The sequence below is a fragment of the Stenotrophomonas sp. STEN083 genome, from assembly GCF_056759195.1.
Map to the genome: position 1 here is coordinate 1 of NZ_JBRRCU010000007.1, position 19,330 is coordinate 19,330.

The following is a 19,330-nucleotide window of genomic DNA, read 5'->3' on the forward strand; positions in this document are numbered from 1 at the left end:
CATGTATGCTGCTATCCCTATTGCAGTAAAGAGCTCGGCGCAGTACCTGTAGTGCGGAGCCACGCTCGGAAGGGGCTTTATGGCTTTGGCTTCAGCCGAGCATGGCTCGGCACTACAGGGCTTTACCGGGCAGACCTCTGCCGAGCATGGCTCGGCACTACAGGCAGGTCGCTGACTGCCTGACGCGCTGTATCGGCCGTTCGGCGTGGGCCGCCAGCGGGTAAACTAGCGCAATGCCCCAGAGTCCCGCGCAACAACTGCTTTCCAGCGTTTTCGGTTACGACAGTTTCCGCGGCGATCAGCAGGCCATCGTCGAGCACGTTGCCAGTGGCAACGATGCCTTGGTATTGATGCCAACCGGTGGCGGCAAATCCCTTTGCTATCAGATCCCGGCGCTGCTGCGAGAGGGCTGCGGCATCGTCATCTCGCCGCTGATCGCCTTGATGCAGGACCAGGTGGAGGCGCTGCATCAGGTCGGTGTCCGCGCCGAGTTCCTCAATTCCACCCTCGATGCCGAAACCGCCGCGCGGGTCGAGCGCGAGCTGCTGGCCGGCGAGCTGAAGCTGCTCTACGTCGCCCCCGAGCGCCTGCTGACCGGGCGCTTCCTGTCGCTGCTGAGCCGCGCGCACATCTCGCTGTTCGCCATCGATGAAGCCCATTGCGTATCGCAATGGGGCCATGATTTCCGCCCCGAATACCGGCAGCTGACGGTTCTGCATGAGCGCTGGCCACAGGTGCCGCGCATCGCCCTGACTGCCACCGCCGATCCGCCCACCCAACGCGAGATCGCCGAGCGCCTGGACCTGTCCACCGCACAGCATTTCGTCAGTTCCTTCGACCGCCCCAATATCCGCTACACGGTGGTGCAGAAGGACAACGCCAAGCGCCAGCTGCTGGGGTTCCTGCGCAACCATCGCGACGAAGCCGGCATCGTTTACTGCATGTCACGGCGCAAGGTCGAGGAGACCGCGCAGTTCCTGTGTGGCGAGGGCATGCAGGCCCTGCCCTATCACGCTGGCATGCCGGCCGAGGTGCGTGCCGCCAACCAGCGCCGGTTCCTGCGCGAGGACGGCATCGTGATGTGCGCCACCATCGCCTTCGGCATGGGCATCGACAAACCGGACGTGCGCTTCGTAGCGCATACCGACCTGCCCAAATCGATGGAAGGCTATTACCAGGAAACCGGCCGCGCCGGCCGCGATGGCGAGGCTGCCGAAGCCTGGCTATGTTACGGGCTGGGCGACGTGGTGCTGCTCAAGCAGATGATCGAGCAGTCCGAAGCCAGCGAGGAGCGCAAGCAGTTGGAGCGCTCCAAGCTCGACCACCTGCTCGGCTATTGCGAGTCCATGCAATGCCGCCGCCAAGTACTGCTGGCCGGCTTCGGCGAAACCTATCCCAAGCCCTGCGGCAACTGCGACAACTGCCTCACCCCGCCCGCCGCCTGGGACGCCACCATTCCGGCGCAGAAGGCGCTGAGCTGCGTGTATCGCAGCGGCCAGCGTTTTGGCGTCGGCCACTTGATCGACATCCTGCGCGGCAGCGACAACGAGCGCATCCGCCAACTCGGCCACGAAAAACTCAGCACCTACGCCATCGGCAATGACCTGGACGCGCGCGCCTGGCGTGGCGTATTCCGCCAGCTGGTCGCCGCCAGCCTGCTGGAAGTGGATCCGGAAAGCCACGGCGGCCTACGCCTGACCGATGCCAGCCGCGATGTACTCACTGGCCGCCGGCAGATGATGATGCGCCGCGACGCTGCACCCACCCGCGAGCGCGAGCGCGGCGGCCCGCGCACCGGCTTGCCGGTGCAGGCTGGCGATCTGTCGCTGTTCCAGGCGCTGCGAGGGCTGCGTGCGGAACTGGCACGCGAACAGAACGTGCCGGCATTCGTGATCTTCCACGACAGCACCCTGCGCAACATCGCCGAACAGCGCCCGACCAGCGTCGATGCACTCGGCAAGGTGGGCGGCATTGGCGGCAGCAAGCTGGCCCGCTATGGTCAGCGGCTGGTCGAGATCGTACGCGAACAGGGCTGATCGGCAGCACCGAGCTGCCCTGCCTTTGTAGCTGCGGCTAACGCTGACTCAGGTTCTGCTCGGCCAGCAACAGCAGCCCATCCAACTTGCGCCGATCCGGCGAGCCGGCAACCTGCAGCCGCCCTATCAGCAGCAGCACGCGCTGCAGCTCATCCTTGGCCAGACGCGCATGCCCCAACTGCAGCAGGGATTCGGCCAGCGCCAGACTCGTCTCGACAACAGCAGCGCTGTCTTTGCCTTGCCTGCTGCCTGCGAACTCCACCGCAGCCCTGCGCAAAGCCAGCGCTTGCTCGCCCTCGCCCTGCCGCACCGCCAGATCGGCGCGGATACCCAGCCACCGTAGCTGCAGTTCCTCCGCTACCGGTGAGTCCATTTGCTCGAGCAGTTGTCGCGCCTGCACAAGCTGGCCACTACGCACATGCCAATCGATCCGGTTCAAGTGGGCCTGCACGCGACCGGGCGCATCGGCAGGCAAACTCTGGCTCAAGCCCTTGTCAGCGTGCATCAGCATCACGCCTGCCTCGCCCATCCGTCCATCGCGCATCAGCAGCCGCGCCAACTCGCTCTCGGCACGCAGGCTGGTAGGCGAGTCCTCCCCCAATTTCTGCTTGCGGATCAACCATGACTGCCGATACAACGCTTCACCCGCCGCCAGCTCGCCGCGCAGCACTTTCAACGAACCGTAATTGAACAGGCCCATCGAGTACTCAACCGAGTCCTCCCCATCCAGGCGTGCACTCAACGCATTCCGCTTCTGGTAATGCAGCTCCGCAGCCGCGTAGTCACCTGAATCCCGGTACAGGTCCGCGAGACCGTCGTACTGCATCCGGACAAAGCTGCTCTCCGCACCGTACAACTCCAGCGCATACTGCATGCCGGTTTTCAGCAGCGGCAACGCCTGTTCGTACTTGCCTTGTTCGCGGAGTATCTGCGCCAACCGCGTTTCGGCAGCCAACGCCAGACTGGTACGACGGCCATGCAGGTTTTCCAGCATCCGCCGGAACTCGTGTTCTGCCGATGGCTGCCGTCCCCAGCGCAGGTACATCAGGCCCATGTTGTACGACAACTCACTTGTCTCGGCGCTGACGTCCACATCCTTCACATCCTGATACAGCGACGTGGCCCTATTGAAGGCGGCTTCACCCAGATCAAAATGCTGCTGATTCACCAAGGCCAGCCCCTTGGCGCTGTACAGACGCGCCTGCACCAACGCTGGTGCCTTGTCTCCAATCAGATCCAGGCCCTGCGCCGCCAACTGTCGCCCCTGCTCACCATCACCATCAAGTGTCTTCTGCACGGACAGATCCGCCAGCACATTGGCAGCATCCAGCGGCCGCGCGACGCGCGGATCCATGAAGCCCGCATACGCTTGTTGCAGCAGTGTGTCGGCTTGGTGCGAGGCGCCAGCGTTCTGATAGGCAACACCCAGCACCGCGCGCATTCGTGCCAGCTGCGCCGGGGCATCAGCCAGGTCACGCGCGACCTGCAACGTGGCCTTGTCCAGCAGTTGCCGCGAACTCAATTCCTCGGCACCGCGTTCGGTGCGTAGGAACGGATCAGCGGTTTCAAACATGCCAACCATGAAGTTGCTGATCTGCTGCGCCACAACCGCTTCTTCCTGCGCCTGCCGCCGGGTCTCCCACAAACCGAATACGAACACCGCAAGCAGCGCACTCACACCGACACCGATCGCCGTGCCCTGCCAGTTCCGGCGCAGTGCTTTCCCGAGGTGGTACAAGCGGCCACCGTTGCGCGCAAGTACCGGCTGCATCTCCTGATAGCGGCGCAGGTCAGCCATCAAGGCTTCAACCGAGCGATAGCGCAGAGCGATGTCACTGGCGCAGGCACGCGCAACAATGGCATCCAGATCGCCACGCAGGCGTCGCCGCCAGGGCAGATCAGCCGGTGCATTGGCACTGGGCGCGATCAATGGCTCGCCGGCGTTCTGCGCCTCGCGCATCGATGGCTGCGTGGACAGCAACTCCAGCAACATCACACCAAGACTGTAGACATCGCTGGCCGCACCAACGGTTTGCCCGGCGATCAACTCCGGGCTGGCATAGCCCGGAGTGCAGTAGCCGGAGTCGCGTTTGTCACGCGCCTCGTTGAGCAGTCGCGCCAGACCGAAATCCAACAGCACTGGCTGGCCATTGGCCTGCACCAACACATTGGGAGGTTTGAGATCACAATGCAGCACCAGCTGTTCGTGTGCCGACTGCACGATGCTGCAGATTTCCAGGAACAGCGTAAGTCGTTGCTGCAGGCCCAAGGCCTGCTCGGAACACCAACAATCCAACGGCGTGCCGTCGATGTATTCCATCACCAGATAGGGATGCCCATCCGGCGTGGTACCGCCGTCGTAAAGACGCGCAACATTGGGAAGCTGCAGGCCAGCCAGCACCTGCCGCTCGGCACCAAGCAGCTCCACCTCGGTGGCGCCCGGCATGCCATGCAACAACTTGATGGCAACCGTACGCTGGTAAAGACCGTCTGCGCGCTCAGCTTTGAACACAGTGCCCATGCCGCCATGCGCGATACGCTCGGTCAGCCGCCATGGCCCTAGCCGCTCGCCCACCCCTAGCTCCGGCGCCAACGCGCGCGCCAACGCAGTGTCCAGACGATTACTGACCCGGCTAAGACCTACTGTCTGCGAGCGCAGTAGCTGCAGCACTTCCTCGCGCACCGCAGGGTCGTCGCTGCCCTCGCCGAGCGCTTGCTGCCATTGCTCGCGCGGCAGCTCGCAGATGGCATCAAACAACTCACGAACCTGCCGCCAACGCTCGCTCGCCATTACCCCGCCCCCGTCATCGCTACTCAGCGCAGCTGCCGGTTCAACCAAGCCCGCGCAAAGCGCAGATCGCGGTCAACCGTGGGCGCGGACACATCCAGCACCAGCGCGATCTCATCGCGGCTCATACCGCCGAAGTAGGTCAGTTCAATGGTGCTCGCCGCGCGCGGCTCAAGTTCGGCCAGTTGATTCAATGCCTGGTGCAGGGCCAGCACGTCGTAACCGACGGCCGCATCGTCCGGCACCTGGTCAGCGTGGGATAGTGTCAACTGCTCGGCATTGCCACCACGCTTGTCTGCTGCGCGCGCGCGCAGATGATCGACCAGCACCGAGCGCATCTTCAGCGCAGCGATAGCAATAAAGTGGGCACGGTCCTTGTAGTCCGCATCGGTACCGAGCAGGCGCATCAACGATTCGTTGACCAGCGCAGCCGGCTGCAAGGTGCCGCTGGTCTGCTGCGACAGGCGGCTGCGGGCAATCAGCATCAAATCCGAGTACAAGGCCGCGAACAGATGCTCGCGCGCATCCATGTCGCCTTGTTGCCAGCGGTGCAGTAATAGCGTGATCTGCTTGCTCAACCCTGTCCCCAATGTCTGGCTGCCAGCAACGGCAACCAACGGTGCGCTGGCCATATTAGGACCAGTTCCCATCAGATCCAACCACGATGGCTGCACTGTTCGTTCGGTAGACAGCTGGGGCACCGCCTTTACAGTCGCTCATGCCGTCGACAGACCGCCAGCAAACAGAGATTGCGGTCACAACGCAGGCGCTGCACCGATCACACCGAGATTTGCCGAGCCAACGCTCCGAGCCCGCATTCGCCCGGCCTCGACAAAGGCACGGCAGCCCGAGAACAAAGGACTGATGGCCGTTGACAACATTTCCACAGCGTTGGACTCTGCGCCACTTCGCGCCCGAAAAGCGCTTGATCGGCGGATTCTATGCAGCAGGGAGTAATCCAGGGCATGTGGGGAAGGAACGTTTTGATCGGCACGGTGTTGTCAGCGGGGATGCTGGCAGCCGCAGCACAGGCACAGGTCTTTGATCCAGGTGCACATAAGGGGCCACAGCAAGGCACGCAGAACGAAGTCGCGGTGCTAGGCACCATGCATCTGGCCAGTTTGCCGGCAAGCTATGACCCCGCGCCGCTCGATGCCTTGACCGACCGGCTGGCGGCGTGGCGGCCGCAGGCGATCGCCGTCGAATCGGTATCAGGACAGCAGTGCGACATGCTGCGCCGCTATCCTGGCCGTTACAGATTGACGGTGAACGATTACTGCCCCGACCTGTCTGCAGCGGCAAAGGCAACCGGACTGGACGTGCCGGCAGCGAATGCCGCAGCGGAAGCGCTGCTGGCAAGCTGGCCTGCACAGCCAAGCGCGGCCCAGCGTCGCGAACTTGCCGCCAAACTCCTGGCAGCAGGCGAACATGATTCGGCACTGGTTCAATGGTTGCACCTGCCTGCGCCTGAGCGGCATGCAGAGGGCGTCTTGAACCAGGAGCTGATGGCCGCGTTGGAAGCATTACGCAGCAGTCGTAATGAGAACACGCTCATCGCTGCGAAACTGGCGGTACGACTGGGACACCAACGGCTCTGGCCAACCGACGACCACAGCGCCGATCGGTACGGCCCCAACCCCAAAGCCTATGTGGCCGCGATCCGGAAGGCATGGGACAACCCGGCATCAAAGCAACGCAGCGCGCAGTACAGCGGACTGGACGCACAGCTCGACACGCCGGAAAAAGTGCTGGCGGTGTACCGCCGTGACAACGGCGCGGACGTCGCCCCGGCCGCCTTCGCAAGTGACTACGGTGCCGCGCTGGAAGAGCCCTCTCCGGAACGCTACGGGCGCATGTATGTCACGTCCTGGGAGACTCGCAACCTGCGCATGGCCGCCAACATCCGTGACCTGATGGGAGCAACCCCTGGCATGCGCACCCTGGTGCTGGTCGGCGCCTCGCATAAGGCGTATCTGGATGCCTATCTCGAGCAGATGCACGATGTGCGCGTCGTCGATGTCCAGCAGGCCCTGCTGAAGTGACACACCAAGGTCGCGGCAAAAGCCGCGACCTTGCCGACGCCTCCGTCGCCCGGGTAAGCGCAACGCACCCGGGGCTTCTCATCCATAGCCATCAAGATCACAGGACTCGCGTCTAGCGGGTGCGCTGCGCTTGACAGGGCCACGCTCGACCCGCCAGTTCAGGCCGCTTGCGGAGCAGCCGACATTCTGCGGGCAACAAAAAAGGCTTCGGATCGCTCCGAAGCCTTTGCAATGCTGGTGGGCCGTGATGGATTCGAACCATCGACCAAAAGATTAAAAGTCTTCTGCTCTACCAACTGAGCTAACGGCCCAAACAAAGACCCGGCCGCAGCCGGGGTGCGTATTCTAACGCAATAAACGCAAAAACAACATCATGCGTAATGGGTCGGATCAACCATGCCGGCGGCAGTGAAGCCATCGGCGCGCAGCTGGCAGGCATCGCAGTGGCCGCAGGCCTTGCCGTCCATGTCGGCCTGGTAGCAGGACACAGTCAGACCGAAGTCCACGCCCAGACGCTGTCCTTCCAATGCGATCTGTGCCTTGCTCAGGTACTGCAATGGCGCGTGCACGCGGATGCCTGCACCCTCCACGCCGGCCTTGGTGGCCAGATTGGCCAGGGCCTGGAAGGCGGTAATGAATTCCGGACGGCAGTCCGGATAGCCGGAGTAATCGACCGCATTGACGCCGCAGAAGATGTCATTGGCACCCAGCACTTCGGCCCAGCCCAGCGCCAGTGACAGCATGATGGTGTTGCGTGCCGGCACATAGGTGACCGGAATACCGTCACCTTCGCCCGCCTCGGGCACGTTGATGTCATCGGTCAGGGCCGAGCCGCCGATGCTGCGCAGGTCGACCGCGACTACTTTGTGCCCGGCCACGCCCAAGGCAGCGGCCACGCGTGCGGCGGCTTCCAGTTCAGAGGTGTGGCGTTGGCCGTAGCGCACGCTCATGGCGTGTACTTCGAAGCCCTGTTCCTGGGCGATGGCGACGACGGCGGCTGAGTCCATGCCGCCGGAAAGAAGCACGACTGCTTTCTTCTTCATGGTGTTGATCCGGTTGGGGGAGGAAAGCCAGCACGCTGTCCCGCGCCGGGGTAAACACTTGACGGGCGCAACGCCGGCTCAATAGCCCGGCGCGTCGTCCCACAACAACTTGTGCAACTGCATCTGGAAGCGCACCTGCAGACGATCAGCGACGATCCAGTCGGCCAGTTCGCGCGGACTGACCTGCGACTTGCTCGGTGAGAACAAGACCATGCAGCGCTCCGGCAGGCGGTGCTCGCTGAGCATGGATTTGGCCCACTCGTAGTCGCCACGGCTGCAGATCACGAACTTGAGCTGGTCACGGGCGGTAAGCAGCGGAATGTTCTCCAGCCGGTTGCGCGCCATTTCCGCCGAATCCGGCGTCTTCAGGTCGACCACGCGTGACACGCGCGGATCAACCTCGGCGATGTCCAGTGCGCCGGAGGTCTCCAGCGACACGTCCAAACCGGCTTCGCAGAGCTTGTGCAGCAGGATCAGGCAGCGCTTCTGCGCCAGCGGCTCACCACCGGTCACGCAGACGTGGCGCACGCCCTGCTTCAACACTTCAGCGACGATATCGTCGATGTCCCACCAGTCGCCACCGTGGAATGCGTAGGCGGTATCGCAGTACTGGCAACGCAGCGGGCAGCCGGTCAGGCGCACGAACACGGTTGGCCAGCCTACGCTATCGGCCTCGCCTTGCAGGGACAGGAAAATTTCGGTGATCTTCAGTCGCGGCAACGGCGACTGCACGATCTCGCTGGGAACAGCGGCGCTGGGAGAGTTCATAGTCATCAGCCGCACCATCGGTGCGGCACCACATCAACGCAGTTGCTGGCCGAGCCGGATCGACTGCAGTCGATCCTGGGCGGTACGGGCTGCATCACTGCCGGGAAAACGGGAAATTACCTGCTCCAAGGTTTGCTGTGCCTGGGCATTGTTGCCTTCACCAAACTGCGACAGGCCAAGCTTCAGCAAACCGCCCGCGGCCTTGTCATGGGTGGGATAGCGGGCAACCAGATCACTGAACTGCGCCTCGGCCATCTTGAAGTTACGCGTTGCGTAAAAGCTCTCACCCAGCCAATACAAGGCATTGGGGGTGTAAGCAGCATTCGGGTACAACTCAAGGAAACTCTGGAACAACTGCGCCGAGTCAGCATAGTTGCCAGCCTTCAACGCATCGAACGCGACATTGTAGGCAGCACGCTCATCACCGGCCGAAGCCAGCGTACCGGCGTCGCCACGTACCGTCGGCGGACGTTCGGTAGCAGCCGCTGCCGGCTTTATGGCCGCAGCGGCGGGCGTCACCGCACCAGTGTCAGGAGCTGCCGGCGCGCCAGTACCGCCTTCAAGGCGATTGAGGCGACCGTCCAGGTCCAGATACTGATCACGATTACGCTGCTTCAGCTGTTCGTTCTCATGCTGAAGCTGCTCGATAGTGCCCTGCAGCGCCTGCATTTCAGTGCGCAGCTGCTGCAGCTGATTGAGCATGTCGGTATTGGCCTGACTGTTGTTGACCTGCGTTTCCAACACGCCAACCCGGTCAGCCAGACTTGCACGCTGTGCATACGCGGGCGCGACAGCCACCAGGGCTGCCGCGACCACGAGCATCAGTTTGAGGCTGATGCGCATCGATTACTGCGCGGTGTAGACGATTTCGACGCGACGGTTCTGCGACCAGCAGGACTCGTTCGAATCGGTGCAGACCGGACGCTCTTCGCCGTAGGACACGACGGTCAGCTGCGAAGCCGAACCACCGTTGGCCTGCAGAGCCGAGTTCACGCCGTTACCACGACGCTCGCCCAGGGCCTGGTTGTAAGCGCGGCTGCCGCGTTCGTCGGTGTTGCCCTGCAGGGTGATGCGCGAGGACGGACGGTCACGCAGGTACTTGGCGTGGCAAGCCATGATGGCCTGGAATTCCGGCTTCACCGAATCCTGGTCCAGATCGAAGTAGACAACGCGCTGACGCAGGCAGGCGTCGGTGTCCAGGTCGCCCGGGCCGTACAGACCGGAGGTCGACGGAGCGGTCGGCTGGGTGGTCGAGCCGGTATCAACCGGCGGCTGTGCCGGCTGTTCCTTGACCTTCTTCGAGCAGCCAGCGAGCGCGGCTACCGACAGCAGCGAAACGAGCAAAACACGAGTTGACTTGTTCATGGCTATACCTAGTGGCTCCTGGCCAATGTTGGGATTAATGCGTGGGAAGATTAACATTTTATCAACGCGCAGTGCGGTACGGACCCCATGCCGGCTCACGCACATCGCCATCTGCCAGAACCAGGCGCTGGCGCACCCGACCGTCGGCTGACACTTCGTACAACACACCACGCCCACCTTCACGAGCGGCATACAGGATCATGCTCGCATTGGGCGCAAAACTCGGCGATTCGTCCAGCGAACCCGGCGACAGCGTACTCCAGCGCGCCGACCCCAGGCTGCTGTCCATCATCGCGATCTTGTAGCTGCTGCCAGCCCCTTGGGCGACGGCGATCTTCTTGCCGTCGAAGGATACGCTGGCCTTGGCGTTGTAGTTGCCCTGGAAGGTCACCCGGCTGGCGCTGCCACCACTGGACGGGACCTGGTAGATCTGCGGGCGACCGCCGCGATCGGAGGTGAAGTAGACGGAGCTACCGTCGGCGGCCCAGGTCGGCTCGGTGTCGATGCCGAAGTGGTTGGTCAGCTGGGTCAGCTGCTTGCTGCCCAAGTCCATCACGTAGATTTCCGGATTGCCGCTGCGCGACAGCGCCAGCGCCAGACGGCGGCCATCCGGCGAGAATGACGGCGCGCTGTTGATGCCGCGGAAGCTGGTCAACAGCTCACGGCCACCGGTGGCGATGTCCTGCACATAGATGGATGAATTGCCGCGCTCGAAGCTGACATAGGCCAGCTTGCGGCCGTCCGGGCTCCAGCTCGGCGACAGCAACGGCTCGGCCGAGCGCACGATGGTCTGCGGGCTGTAGCCGTCGGAATCAGCCACCATCAGCGCATAGCGCATGTTGGCGCCGCTGCCGCTGGCGGTGATGTAGGCGATGCGGGTCCAGAACGCGCCACGCACACCGGTGATCTTCTCGTAGATCGCGTCGGCCATCTGATGGGCGACGTCGCGCATCGCGCTGGAGCGTGCGGTCATCGCCAGGCCGAGCATGCGCTCACCCTTGGCCACGTCGAACAGTTCGTACTCCACGCGGTAGGCGCCGGCACCGGCGTCCTGCACTCGTCCCACCACCAGGTAATCCTGCTTCAGTGCGCGCCAGGTCGGGTATTGCACCTCGCTGCCACGGCTGGGGCGCTCGGCGATCTGCGCTTCGGGCAGGTTGCGGAACTGGCCGGAACGGTCCAGGTCGGCACGGACCACGGCGGCCACGTCAGTCTGCGGCGCACCGGCCGAGCCCTGATAGGCCATCGGCACAACGGTGATCGGGGTTGCCGATGCGTTGCCACCAATGATGTCGATTTCCAGTCCCTTCTGCTGCGCCATCGCCGCAAGCGGCAACAACAGGGCAGTGAGGGCAAGCAGCCAGCGAGGCATTTTCTTCATGGGGCGCTCAACAGTACGGGCGAAGATAAAAAGGGATAGCAGCAGCAAGATGAATACTTTCGCAATCATGAACGAACTATTGCGTGAAATTTCCTCATCCGCCGTCAAACCACCCCGGTTAAAAGGTTTCCATTGAAAACAAAACACCGGAAGGGACCCGGTTACTCAGCGATCCTGCGCCTCGAAGTTGAAGTTCAAGTTGCGCTGGAATACGGTTTCATAGCCGCGGTAAGGCAGCGGCTGCGCACGTAGAACAGCGGCCTCCACCGAGCGCTTGCCCGCCTCGTCATACGGGCAGCCGGGCGCGAATTCGACACTGACCACTTCCCCACCAGGCAACTGACGGATGGTCAGCCGGCAACGCTGGCCGCGCGGGATCGAGTCCGGACGTATCCACTGGTTGAGCACGGCCTGCTGGATCGCTGCAGCATACTTGGCGGTCAGATCGTTGCTGGTACCGCCCTGCCCCGGCGACGGCGTGCTTGGCCCGCTGTTGCCACTGCTGGTGGACGCCGCCTGCGCGCGGGCGCGGGCATCGGCCACCTGGCGCAGGCGCTGCTCGGCCAGCTTGGCCTCGCGCTCGGCCTGCTCACGCTTGCGGCGGATCTCGACGATCTTCTGCTGGCGCTCCCGTTCGGCCTGGTTCTCGTTGGCCTGGCGCTGCTGGTCGGCGAGCTTCTTGCGATCCGCCTCTTCCTGCTGCTTGGCCAGGCGCAGCTTCTGCTCCGCCTCTTCCACGCGCTTGCGCTCGGTCAGGTCGATCTGCTCCTGGCGACGCTTGGCTTCCTGCTCCTGCTTGGCCTTCTCCTGCGAGATGGCCAGCGCGCTCACCCGCTCCTGGTCCACATTGTCCGGTTGGGCAATGCGTTCCTGGGCGTTGTGCTGCTGCGGGGTGGGTGCGTCCTGCGGTTTGGGCTCGGGGATGGGCTGCGGCGGCGGCACGGTGTCTTCCGGCACCGGTTCGGGCTGTACTTCCTCCACCGGCTCGGGCAAATCCGGCAGCTTTTCCGAGGCACGCAGGGCCTGCCGCGCGGCCGACGCCTCGGCGGCGGACAGCTGCATATTGGCCTCGAGCGCCGGGTCACCAGCGGCAGCCTCGGTGCTGCGCGAAGGCGACCACACCCAGGCAATGATGAAAATCGCCGCTACCAACAGGTGTACCAACAGGGCCAATACGACCGGCAGGCCCCACTCGTTGCGGTTGTCGTGCGGCGGTGGCAGTGCGTCAGCGTGCATCGGTCGCCAGACCCACCTTTTCGATCTTCGCGGCCTTGATCACATCCATGGCGTCCATGACCTTTTCATAGGCCACGCTCTTGTCGGCAGCCACGATGACCCGCAGCTCCTTGTCCTGCGAGGCCAGGGCGCTCAGCTGCGCCTGCAGCGCGGCAGCATTCATGGCTTGCGGGTCCTTGGCTTCGGGCAGCTTCAGGCTCATCTGGCCGTCGGCACGGACCGAGACCACGATCGGGTCCTGCTTGCTTTCCAGCGCCTTGGCGGTGGAACTGGGCAGGTCGACTTCGAAACTGAGGGTCAGCAGCGGCGCGGTCACCATGAAGATGATCAGCAGCACGAGCATCACGTCGATATACGGCACGACGTTGATCTCGGACTTGAGCTTGCGGCGCTTGCGGCGGGGAATGGCGGCGGTCATAGATTGGCTCCTGCGGTCAGAGGAAGGCGCGGGCGCACTTACTCGTCGCTGCCGCTCTGCTGTCGCTGCAGGATGGAGCTGAACTCCTCGGCAAAGGTCTCATAGCGCACCGACAGCCGCTCGACGCGGGTGGTGAAGCGGTTGTAGGCCCACACCGCCGGGATGGCCACGAACAGACCAATCGCGGTGGCGAACAGGGCTTCGGAAATGCCCGGTGCAACCGAGGCGATACCGGCCTGCTCACCGCTGCTGATCATGTCGTGCATGGTCACCATGATGCCGAACACGGTGCCGACCAGACCCACGTACGGGGCGGTGGAACCGATATTGGCCAGCAATTCCAGGTTGCGCTCCAACCCGTCCACTTCGCGGGCATAGGTGGTGCGCATGGCGCGCTGCGCGCCTTCCAGCTGGGTGCGGCCATCAAAGGCGCGGCGGCCCTGCAGACGCGAATACTCGCGGAAACCGGCTTCGAAGATGGCTTCCAGGCCATCAACCTGACGGTTGCGGTCGGTAGCCGAGGAATACAGCTTGCCGAGGTCGGCACCGGACCAGAAGCGGTTTTCGAAGTCGCTGGCCTCGTTGTCGGCGGCCTTGAACACACGCGCCTTGCGGAAAATGATCACCCAGCTGATGAACGAGCCGGCCAACAGCAGCAGCACGATCAGCTTGACCGGGATACTGGCCTTGATCATCAGGTCCAGGTAGTTGATGCCGCCACCATGGCTGGCCTGCGCCACGGTCTGCGCGGCGGCGGCGCTGACGTCGGCCGGCAGGACCTCGGTCACGGTGGCCTGCAGGGCCAGAAGCAAAGCGATCATCCGATCTTCCTCAGTGTTGCTTAAGCGGGTTGTGTTTGAAGGGGTTTCAGTACTGCGTACAGCGTGTCATCGAGCGCCTGCGGCCGGAAGTCGCGGGCACCGACGGCGGCAAGACGGACCTGCGCCGTCGCCAGCACCTGGTCATCACGCATCACCGCCTGCGCCATCAGCAGGCTGGCCCGCCGGCATTGCAGCAGCTCCACCGTGGTGGTCAGCGCATCGTCCAGCTTGGCCGGCTTCAGGAAATCCAGGTTCATGGCTCGGACCACGAATACCTGGCCGTCACCGCAACGCATGGCTTCCTGACCATAGCCGAGGGCGCGCATCCATTCGGTCCTTGCCCTCTCCATGAAGGCCACGTAGCGGGCGTGGTACACCACACCGCCAGCGTCGGTATCTTCCCAGTAAATGCGTGTCGGCCAACTGAACCGAGACTCATTCGTCATCGCGTTGCTCCGCGAACAGGTCCACAGGCGCCGGTGCCGCCTTGGGTTTGAGGCCCAGATGGCGGTAAGCCTTGTTGGTGGCCATGCGCCCGCGCGCGGTGCGCACCAGGAAGCCTTGCTGGATCAGGAACGGCTCGACCACGTCTTCCAGGGTGCCGCGCTCCTCGGAGAGCGCTGCCGCCATCGATTCGACCCCGACCGGGCCGCCATCGAAGTACTCCACCAGGGTGCGCAGCATGCGCCGATCCAGCTCATCGAAGCCTTCCGGATCAACCTTGAGCATCTGCATTGCGGCCTGCGCCACGTTCTGGTCGATATGCCCGGCCGCCTTGACCTGGGCGTAGTCGCGCACGCGTCGCAGCAGCCGGTTGGCGATACGCGGGGTGCCGCGCGAGCGGCGGGCGATCTCGCCAGCACCTTCTGCACTGCAGTCGATGCCGAGGATGGCCGCCGAACGCCGCACGATGCGGGTCAGTTCCTCGGCCGAATAGAACTCCAGCCGCTGCACGATGCCGAAACGGTCGCGCAGCGGCGCGGTCAGCAGGCCGGCGCGGGTGGTGGCGCCAATCAGGGTGAACGGTGGCAGATCCAGCTTGATCGAGCGTGCGGCCGGGCCGTCACCGATCATGATGTCGATCTGGAAGTCTTCCATCGCCGGGTACAGCACTTCCTCGACCACCGGCGAAAGACGATGGATTTCGTCGATGAACAAGACGTCATGCGGCTGCAGATTGGTCAGCAGCGCGGCCAGATCACCGGCTTTTTCGATCACCGGGCCGGAGGTGACGCGCAGTGCCACACCCAGCTCATTGGCGATGACGTGGCTCAGCGTGGTCTTGCCCAGCCCCGGCGGGCCGAAGATCAGCACATGATCCAGCGCCTCGCGGCGGGCCTTGGCGGCCTGGATATAGATATCCATCTGCTCACGCACCGGTGCCTGGCCGAGGTAATCGGCCAGGCTGCGCGGGCGGATGCTGGCGTCTGCAGCGTCATCCTCACGGGTAGCGCCGGCGCCGATGATGCGGTCGTCAGTCATTTCGCAATTATGCGCCAAGCACGTCGCATCCGATCAGATTTCCACCTGCGCGCCCAATTCCACCAACCGGTTGCCCGGTATGCGGAAGAAGCCGGTGGCAGGCGCCGCGTTGCGATGCATGAAGGCGAACAGCTTGTCGCGCCAGATCGGCATGCCACGGTTGGCGCTGGCCACAATGGTCTCGCGGCTGGCGAAGAAGGTGGTATCCATCGGGTCGAAATAGATGCCTCCGTGGTCGCAGGAGCGCATCAGCGCCAGCGGAATATCCGGCGTTTCCATGAAACCGTAGCGCACATGGACACGATAGAACTCATCGCCTACCGAATCGATGCGCAGCCGTTGGCCCTCGGCCGCGTACGGCATCGGCAGGGTTTCCACATGCAGGAACACATTGCGCTCGTGCAGCACCTTGTTGTGCTTGAGGTTATGCATCAGCGCATGCGGGACCACGGTCGGGTCGGCGGTGAGGAACACCGCCGTGCCCGGCACCCGCACTGGCGGCGCCAGCATCAAACCGGGCAGGAAGGTGTCCAGACGGATACCGTCCTTGCGGATCTCATCACGCAGCAGCTCGCGGCCACGCCGCCAGGTGCGCATCATCGTGAACAACACCAGACCCAGCACCAGCGGGAACCACGCGCCCTGCAGCAGCTTGGCGCCATTGGCGATCACGAAGCCCAGGTCAATGAAAACAAACACCACGCACAAGGCGACAATGGCATGGCGGGCACGTGGCCACAGCACGCGCGCAACCAGCGCCAGCAACATGGTGTCGATCAGCATCGTGCCCGACACCGAAATGCCATAGGCCACGGCCAGATTGCTGGAGCTGCGGAACGCCAGCACCAGCCCGAACACCATTACCGCCAGGCCCCAGTTGATACCCGGGATATAGATCTGGCCGATGGTGTCGTGCGAGGTATGCAGGATGCGCATGCGTGGGATGTAACCCAGCTGCATGGCCTGCCGCGACACCGAGAATGCACCGGTGATCACCGACTGGCTGGCAATCACCGCCGCCATTGTGGCCAGGATGATCATCGGGATCAGCGCCCAGCCAGGCACCGCCTCAAAGAACGGATTGGCCACCGCGTCCGGGCGCTGCAATACCAGCGCGCCCTGCCCCAGGTAGTTGAGCACCAGACAGGGCAATACGAAAAAGTACCAGGCATGGCGAATTGGCGGCGCACCAAAGTGGCCCATGTCCGCATACAGCGCCTCGCCACCGGTCACCGCCAGCACCACCGCGCCGAGGATGAAGACCCCGTGCCAGCCATGCTCCATGAAGAAGCGTGCCGCCCACAGCGGATTGAAGGCCTTGAGCACTTCCGGTGCGGCAATCACGTTCCAGATGCCGATCGCGGCCAGCGACAGGAACCAGATGGTCATCACCGGGCCGAATACCTTGCCCACCTTCTCGGTACCAAAGCGCTGCGCCGCGAACACCGCCGCCAGCACCACCAGGGTAATTGGCACCACGAAGTGACCCAGCCCCGGCGCCGCGACTTCCAGGCCCTCGACCGCACCCAGCACCGAAATGGCCGGTGTGATCACGCCGTCGCCGAAGAACAGCGAGGCGCCGAAAATACCGAGGATGCCGACCACGTAGGCCGAGCGTGAGCCGTTGCGCAGGGTGCGCTGGGCCAGCGCCATCAAGGCCATGATGCCGCCCTCACCGTCATTGTCGGCGCGCATGATGATGGTCACGTACTTGAGCGTGACCACCATGTTCAAGGCCCAGAACGCCAGCGACAGCACGCCGAGCACGGTGTCGTGGTCGCTGTTGAGCCCGTAATGCGGCGAGAACGCCTCCTTCAGGGTGTACAGCGGACTGGTGCCGATATCGCCGAACACCACGCCAATGGCGCCGACAACCAGCGCCAGGCCGCCGGCAGCGCCGCCGTGACCGTGGCCATGGCCTTGAGTGGAGGATTCAGACGTGGAAGAAGCGTGGGACATGGCGATCTCGGGTTGGCGTCATGCTGCCGAAGGGGTTAACGCAGTGCTGCCTGCAGCGCTTTACGGATGACCGTGGCGACATCATCGCCCTCGGCACCGGCATCGCGCGCCATCTTGGCGGCCTCTGCCGGTTTATAGCCCAGTTGCTGCAACGCCACTGTCGCCTCGGACACTGCATCGTTGCCCAGCGCACCGGCAATCGGTGCACCGCCACCGGTGAAATTGGCTGCGCGGTCACGCAGTTCGACCACCATACGCTCGGCGGTCTTCTTGCCTATACCGGGGATACGGGTCAGCGCGGTGACATCGCCGGTCTGGATCAGCCGCGCGAACTCGTCGACGCTGGCCCCGGACAACACCGCGAGCGCGATCTTGGCGCCGATGCCCGAGACCTTCTGCACGTCGCGGAACAGCCGCCGCTCGCCCTCGCGCAGGAAGCCGTACAGCGAGACGCTGTCTTCCTTCTGTGCGTAATGGGTGAACAGGATGATCTCGCGACCGACGTCGGGCAGGTCATAGAAGGTGCTCATCGGCGCCTCCAGCTCATAACCGACACCATTGACGTCGATCACCAGCCACGGCGGGGCCTTATGGGCAAGGATGCCGCGCAGGCGACCAATCATGCGAAAAACCTCATTTCCGACTCCAAGCCTGGCGCACATCCACCCCCAACCGGCTGGCCGTGGCGCGGACATGCGCATGGGTAATGGCCACCGCCAGTGCATCGGCGGCGTCTGCCTGTAATTTGCCCTGCAGGTTCAACATCAAACCCACCATATGCTGCACCTGCTGTTTTTCCGCGCCGCCACGGCCGACCACGGCCAGCTTGATCTCGGTGGCGGCGTATTCGCTGACCGGCAGGTCGCGCATCACCACTGCACACACCGCCGCGCCACGCGCCTGCCCCAGCTTCAAGGCCGAATCGGCATTCTTGGCCATGAACACCTTTTCGATGGCCACTTCCTGCGGCTGGAACTCCTCGATCAAGGCGTGCAGCCCGTGCGCCAGCAGCCGCAGCCGCTGCGGGAAATCCGCCGCACCCAGCAGCACCAGTGGCGCGTGATGAACGTGGCGGGCGCGGCCATTGGCGTCGATGTCGATGATGCCGACGCCGGTGCGCTGCGAGCCAGGGTCTATGCCAAGGATGCGGGTCATTGAGCCTCTACCAGTAAAAAACGGCGCCCAGCATGGCCGGACGCCGTCTCATCCGGTGGGACAGGGCGGGCCGTCAGGCCTGCTCCAGCCCAGCCTGATCAACGTTGGAATACACGTCCTGCACATCGTCCAGGTCTTCGAGCATGTCCAGCAGCTTCTTCACCTGCACGGCGGTGTCGGCATCGACGGCAACGTCGTTGTCGGCACGGAAGGTGATTTCGCTGTGGTCCGGCACCAGCTTGGCGGCCGCCATCGCGTCCTTCACCGACTGGAAGGCATCCGGTGCGGTGATGACGTCGATCGAGCCGTCTTCTGGATAGACCGCGATATCGTCGGCTCCGGCCTCGATCGCCGCCTCGGTGATGGCCTCTTCATCCGCACCCGGTGCAAAGCTCAGCACGCCCAGCCGCTTGAACATGAACGACACCGAGCCTTCGGTGCCCATGTTGCCGCCGCACTTGCTGAAAGCATGGCGGACGTCGGCCACGGTGCGCACGCGGTTGTCGGTCAGGCAATCGACGATCACGGCGATGCCGCCCGGGGCATAGCCCTCGTAGCGCACTTCTTCGTACTCGACGCCTTCCAGCTCACCGGTGGCCTTCTTGATAGCGCGCTCGATGACATCCTTGGTCATGTTCGCGCTCAGGCCCTTGTCCATCGCTACGCGCAGACGTGGATTGTTGTTTGGGTCGCCTCCGCCACCGCGGGCAGCAACGCTGATCTCCCGGATGATTTTGGTGAAAATCTTGCCGCGCTTCGCGTCATTCGCGTTTTTGCGGCCTTCGATGGAAGGACCTCGACCCATGGGAATACCGTACATCTGTCAGGAACAGGAC

18 protein-coding genes and 1 tRNA gene are annotated in these 19,330 nt (G+C 63.7%); 2 read left to right on the forward strand and 17 right to left on the reverse strand.

The window, feature by feature from the left end; genetic code table 11:
* The first annotated feature begins 233 nt into the window (after nt 1-233).
* Nucleotides 234-2,036 (forward strand): DNA helicase RecQ, encoded by a 1,803-nt coding sequence (gene recQ / locus ACVOK8_RS03685; RefSeq protein ID WP_481565629.1) that lies wholly within the window; start codon nt 234-236, stop codon nt 2,034-2,036.
* A gap of 37 nt (nt 2,037-2,073) precedes the next feature.
* Here the strand turns inward: recQ and ACVOK8_RS03690 are convergent, their stop codons facing one another.
* On the reverse strand, nt 2,074-4,827 hold the full coding sequence (locus tag ACVOK8_RS03690) for a protein kinase domain-containing protein (RefSeq protein WP_481565630.1): 2,754 nt from the start codon (nt 4,825-4,827) through the stop codon (nt 2,074-2,076).
* A gap of 23 nt (nt 4,828-4,850) precedes the next feature.
* Complete coding sequence (locus ACVOK8_RS03695; protein WP_481565631.1) at nt 4,851-5,474, reverse strand: ECF-type sigma factor; 624 nt, start codon at nt 5,472-5,474, stop codon at nt 4,851-4,853.
* A 315-nt stretch (nt 5,475-5,789) separates the two neighbouring features.
* On the opposite strand from ACVOK8_RS03695, the gene ACVOK8_RS03700 reads away from it, so the two are divergent.
* Nucleotides 5,790-6,866: a DUF5694 domain-containing protein gene (locus ACVOK8_RS03700; protein WP_481565632.1), complete on the forward strand. Its 1,077-nt coding sequence runs from the start codon at nt 5,790-5,792 to the stop codon at nt 6,864-6,866.
* Between the two features lie 235 nt (nt 6,867-7,101).
* On the opposite strand, the gene ACVOK8_RS03705 is transcribed toward ACVOK8_RS03700, so the two are convergent.
* The 15 genes from ACVOK8_RS03705 to ACVOK8_RS03775 form a co-directional block, all read right to left on the reverse strand.
* Nucleotides 7,102-7,177: transfer RNA gene (locus tag ACVOK8_RS03705), tRNA-Lys, on the reverse strand.
* A 60-nt stretch (nt 7,178-7,237) separates the two neighbouring features.
* On the reverse strand, nt 7,238-7,909 hold the full coding sequence (queC, locus tag ACVOK8_RS03710; protein ID WP_481565633.1) for a 7-cyano-7-deazaguanine synthase QueC: 672 nt from the start codon (nt 7,907-7,909) through the stop codon (nt 7,238-7,240).
* A gap of 78 nt (nt 7,910-7,987) precedes the next feature.
* The gene (queE, locus tag ACVOK8_RS03715; RefSeq protein ID WP_481565634.1) at nt 7,988-8,683 is read right to left on the reverse strand and encodes a 7-carboxy-7-deazaguanine synthase QueE; all 696 of its coding nucleotides are present in this window, start codon (nt 8,681-8,683) and stop codon (nt 7,988-7,990) included.
* Between the two features lie 27 nt (nt 8,684-8,710).
* Entirely contained in the window at nt 8,711-9,520 is an 810-nt protein-coding gene (gene ybgF / locus ACVOK8_RS03720) for a tol-pal system protein YbgF (RefSeq protein ID WP_481565635.1), read from the reverse strand.
* A 3-nt stretch (nt 9,521-9,523) separates the two neighbouring features.
* Entirely contained in the window at nt 9,524-10,042 is a 519-nt protein-coding gene (pal, locus tag ACVOK8_RS03725) for a peptidoglycan-associated lipoprotein Pal (RefSeq protein WP_057628800.1), read from the reverse strand.
* A 61-nt stretch (nt 10,043-10,103) separates the two neighbouring features.
* On the reverse strand, nt 10,104-11,423 hold the full coding sequence (gene tolB, locus ACVOK8_RS03730) for a Tol-Pal system beta propeller repeat protein TolB (protein ID WP_481544131.1): 1,320 nt from the start codon (nt 11,421-11,423) through the stop codon (nt 10,104-10,106).
* A 165-nt stretch (nt 11,424-11,588) separates the two neighbouring features.
* Nucleotides 11,589-12,659: a cell envelope integrity protein TolA gene (gene tolA / locus ACVOK8_RS03735; protein WP_481565636.1), complete on the reverse strand. Its 1,071-nt coding sequence runs from the start codon at nt 12,657-12,659 to the stop codon at nt 11,589-11,591.
* Nucleotides 12,649-13,077 carry a protein TolR gene (gene tolR / locus ACVOK8_RS03740; protein ID WP_481565637.1) on the reverse strand — a complete coding sequence of 143 codons (429 nt, stop codon included), beginning with the start codon at nt 13,075-13,077 and terminating at the stop codon, nt 12,649-12,651. Before tolR ends, tolA begins: the two co-directional genes overlap by 11 nt.
* Before the next feature lie 38 nt (nt 13,078-13,115).
* Nucleotides 13,116-13,898 carry a protein TolQ gene (gene tolQ / locus ACVOK8_RS03745; RefSeq protein WP_481535904.1) on the reverse strand — a complete coding sequence of 261 codons (783 nt, stop codon included), beginning with the start codon at nt 13,896-13,898 and terminating at the stop codon, nt 13,116-13,118.
* A 20-nt stretch (nt 13,899-13,918) separates the two neighbouring features.
* Complete coding sequence (gene ybgC, locus ACVOK8_RS03750; RefSeq protein WP_481553105.1) at nt 13,919-14,344, reverse strand: tol-pal system-associated acyl-CoA thioesterase; 426 nt, start codon at nt 14,342-14,344, stop codon at nt 13,919-13,921.
* Nucleotides 14,334-15,380, reverse strand: coding sequence for a Holliday junction branch migration DNA helicase RuvB (gene ruvB / locus ACVOK8_RS03755; RefSeq protein WP_481565638.1), 1,047 nt, complete (start codon nt 15,378-15,380; stop codon nt 14,334-14,336). The genes ybgC and ruvB overlap by 11 nt, the downstream gene beginning before the upstream one ends.
* A 33-nt stretch (nt 15,381-15,413) precedes the next feature.
* A complete protein-coding gene (locus ACVOK8_RS03760; protein ID WP_481565639.1) occupies nt 15,414-17,339 on the reverse strand; it encodes a potassium transporter Kup in 1,926 nt (641 codons plus the stop codon).
* A gap of 35 nt (nt 17,340-17,374) precedes the next feature.
* Complete coding sequence (ruvA, locus tag ACVOK8_RS03765; RefSeq protein WP_346499851.1) at nt 17,375-17,962, reverse strand: Holliday junction branch migration protein RuvA; 588 nt, start codon at nt 17,960-17,962, stop codon at nt 17,375-17,377.
* Between the two features lie 10 nt (nt 17,963-17,972).
* Nucleotides 17,973-18,494 (reverse strand): crossover junction endodeoxyribonuclease RuvC, encoded by a 522-nt coding sequence (gene ruvC / locus ACVOK8_RS03770; RefSeq protein WP_481565640.1) that lies wholly within the window; start codon nt 18,492-18,494, stop codon nt 17,973-17,975.
* A gap of 73 nt (nt 18,495-18,567) precedes the next feature.
* Complete coding sequence (locus ACVOK8_RS03775) at nt 18,568-19,299, reverse strand: YebC/PmpR family DNA-binding transcriptional regulator (RefSeq protein WP_481565641.1); 732 nt, start codon at nt 19,297-19,299, stop codon at nt 18,568-18,570.
* Nucleotides 19,300-19,330: the final 31 nt, after the last annotated feature.

Bases quoted from the DNA above. Each gene is read 5' to 3' on its own strand.
- recQ (WP_481565629.1), top strand. From the start codon at position 234: ATGCCCCAGAGTCCCGCGCAACAACTGCTTTCCAGCGTTTTCGGTTAC.
- ACVOK8_RS03690 (WP_481565630.1), bottom strand. From the start codon at position 4,827: ATGGCGAGCGAGCGTTGGCGGCAGGTTCGTGAGTTGTTTGATGCCATC.
- ACVOK8_RS03695 (WP_481565631.1), bottom strand. From the start codon at position 5,474: ATGGGAACTGGTCCTAATATGGCCAGCGCACCGTTGGTTGCCGTTGCT.
- ACVOK8_RS03700 (WP_481565632.1), top strand. From the start codon at position 5,790: ATGTGGGGAAGGAACGTTTTGATCGGCACGGTGTTGTCAGCGGGGATG.
- queC (WP_481565633.1), bottom strand. From the start codon at position 7,909: ATGAAGAAGAAAGCAGTCGTGCTTCTTTCCGGCGGCATGGACTCAGCC.
- queE (WP_481565634.1), bottom strand. From the start codon at position 8,683: ATGACTATGAACTCTCCCAGCGCCGCTGTTCCCAGCGAGATCGTGCAG.
- ybgF (WP_481565635.1), bottom strand. From the start codon at position 9,520: ATGCGCATCAGCCTCAAACTGATGCTCGTGGTCGCGGCAGCCCTGGTG.
- pal (WP_057628800.1), bottom strand. From the start codon at position 10,042: ATGAACAAGTCAACTCGTGTTTTGCTCGTTTCGCTGCTGTCGGTAGCC.
- tolB (WP_481544131.1), bottom strand. From the start codon at position 11,423: ATGAAGAAAATGCCTCGCTGGCTGCTTGCCCTCACTGCCCTGTTGTTG.
- tolA (WP_481565636.1), bottom strand. From the start codon at position 12,659: ATGCACGCTGACGCACTGCCACCGCCGCACGACAACCGCAACGAGTGG.
- tolR (WP_481565637.1), bottom strand. From the start codon at position 13,077: ATGACCGCCGCCATTCCCCGCCGCAAGCGCCGCAAGCTCAAGTCCGAG.
- tolQ (WP_481535904.1), bottom strand. From the start codon at position 13,898: ATGATCGCTTTGCTTCTGGCCCTGCAGGCCACCGTGACCGAGGTCCTG.
- ybgC (WP_481553105.1), bottom strand. From the start codon at position 14,344: ATGACGAATGAGTCTCGGTTCAGTTGGCCGACACGCATTTACTGGGAA.
- ruvB (WP_481565638.1), bottom strand. From the start codon at position 15,380: ATGACTGACGACCGCATCATCGGCGCCGGCGCTACCCGTGAGGATGAC.
- ACVOK8_RS03760 (WP_481565639.1), bottom strand. From the start codon at position 17,339: ATGTCCCACGCTTCTTCCACGTCTGAATCCTCCACTCAAGGCCATGGC.
- ruvA (WP_346499851.1), bottom strand. From the start codon at position 17,962: ATGATTGGTCGCCTGCGCGGCATCCTTGCCCATAAGGCCCCGCCGTGG.
- ruvC (WP_481565640.1), bottom strand. From the start codon at position 18,494: ATGACCCGCATCCTTGGCATAGACCCTGGCTCGCAGCGCACCGGCGTC.
- ACVOK8_RS03775 (WP_481565641.1), bottom strand. From the start codon at position 19,299: ATGGGTCGAGGTCCTTCCATCGAAGGCCGCAAAAACGCGAATGACGCG.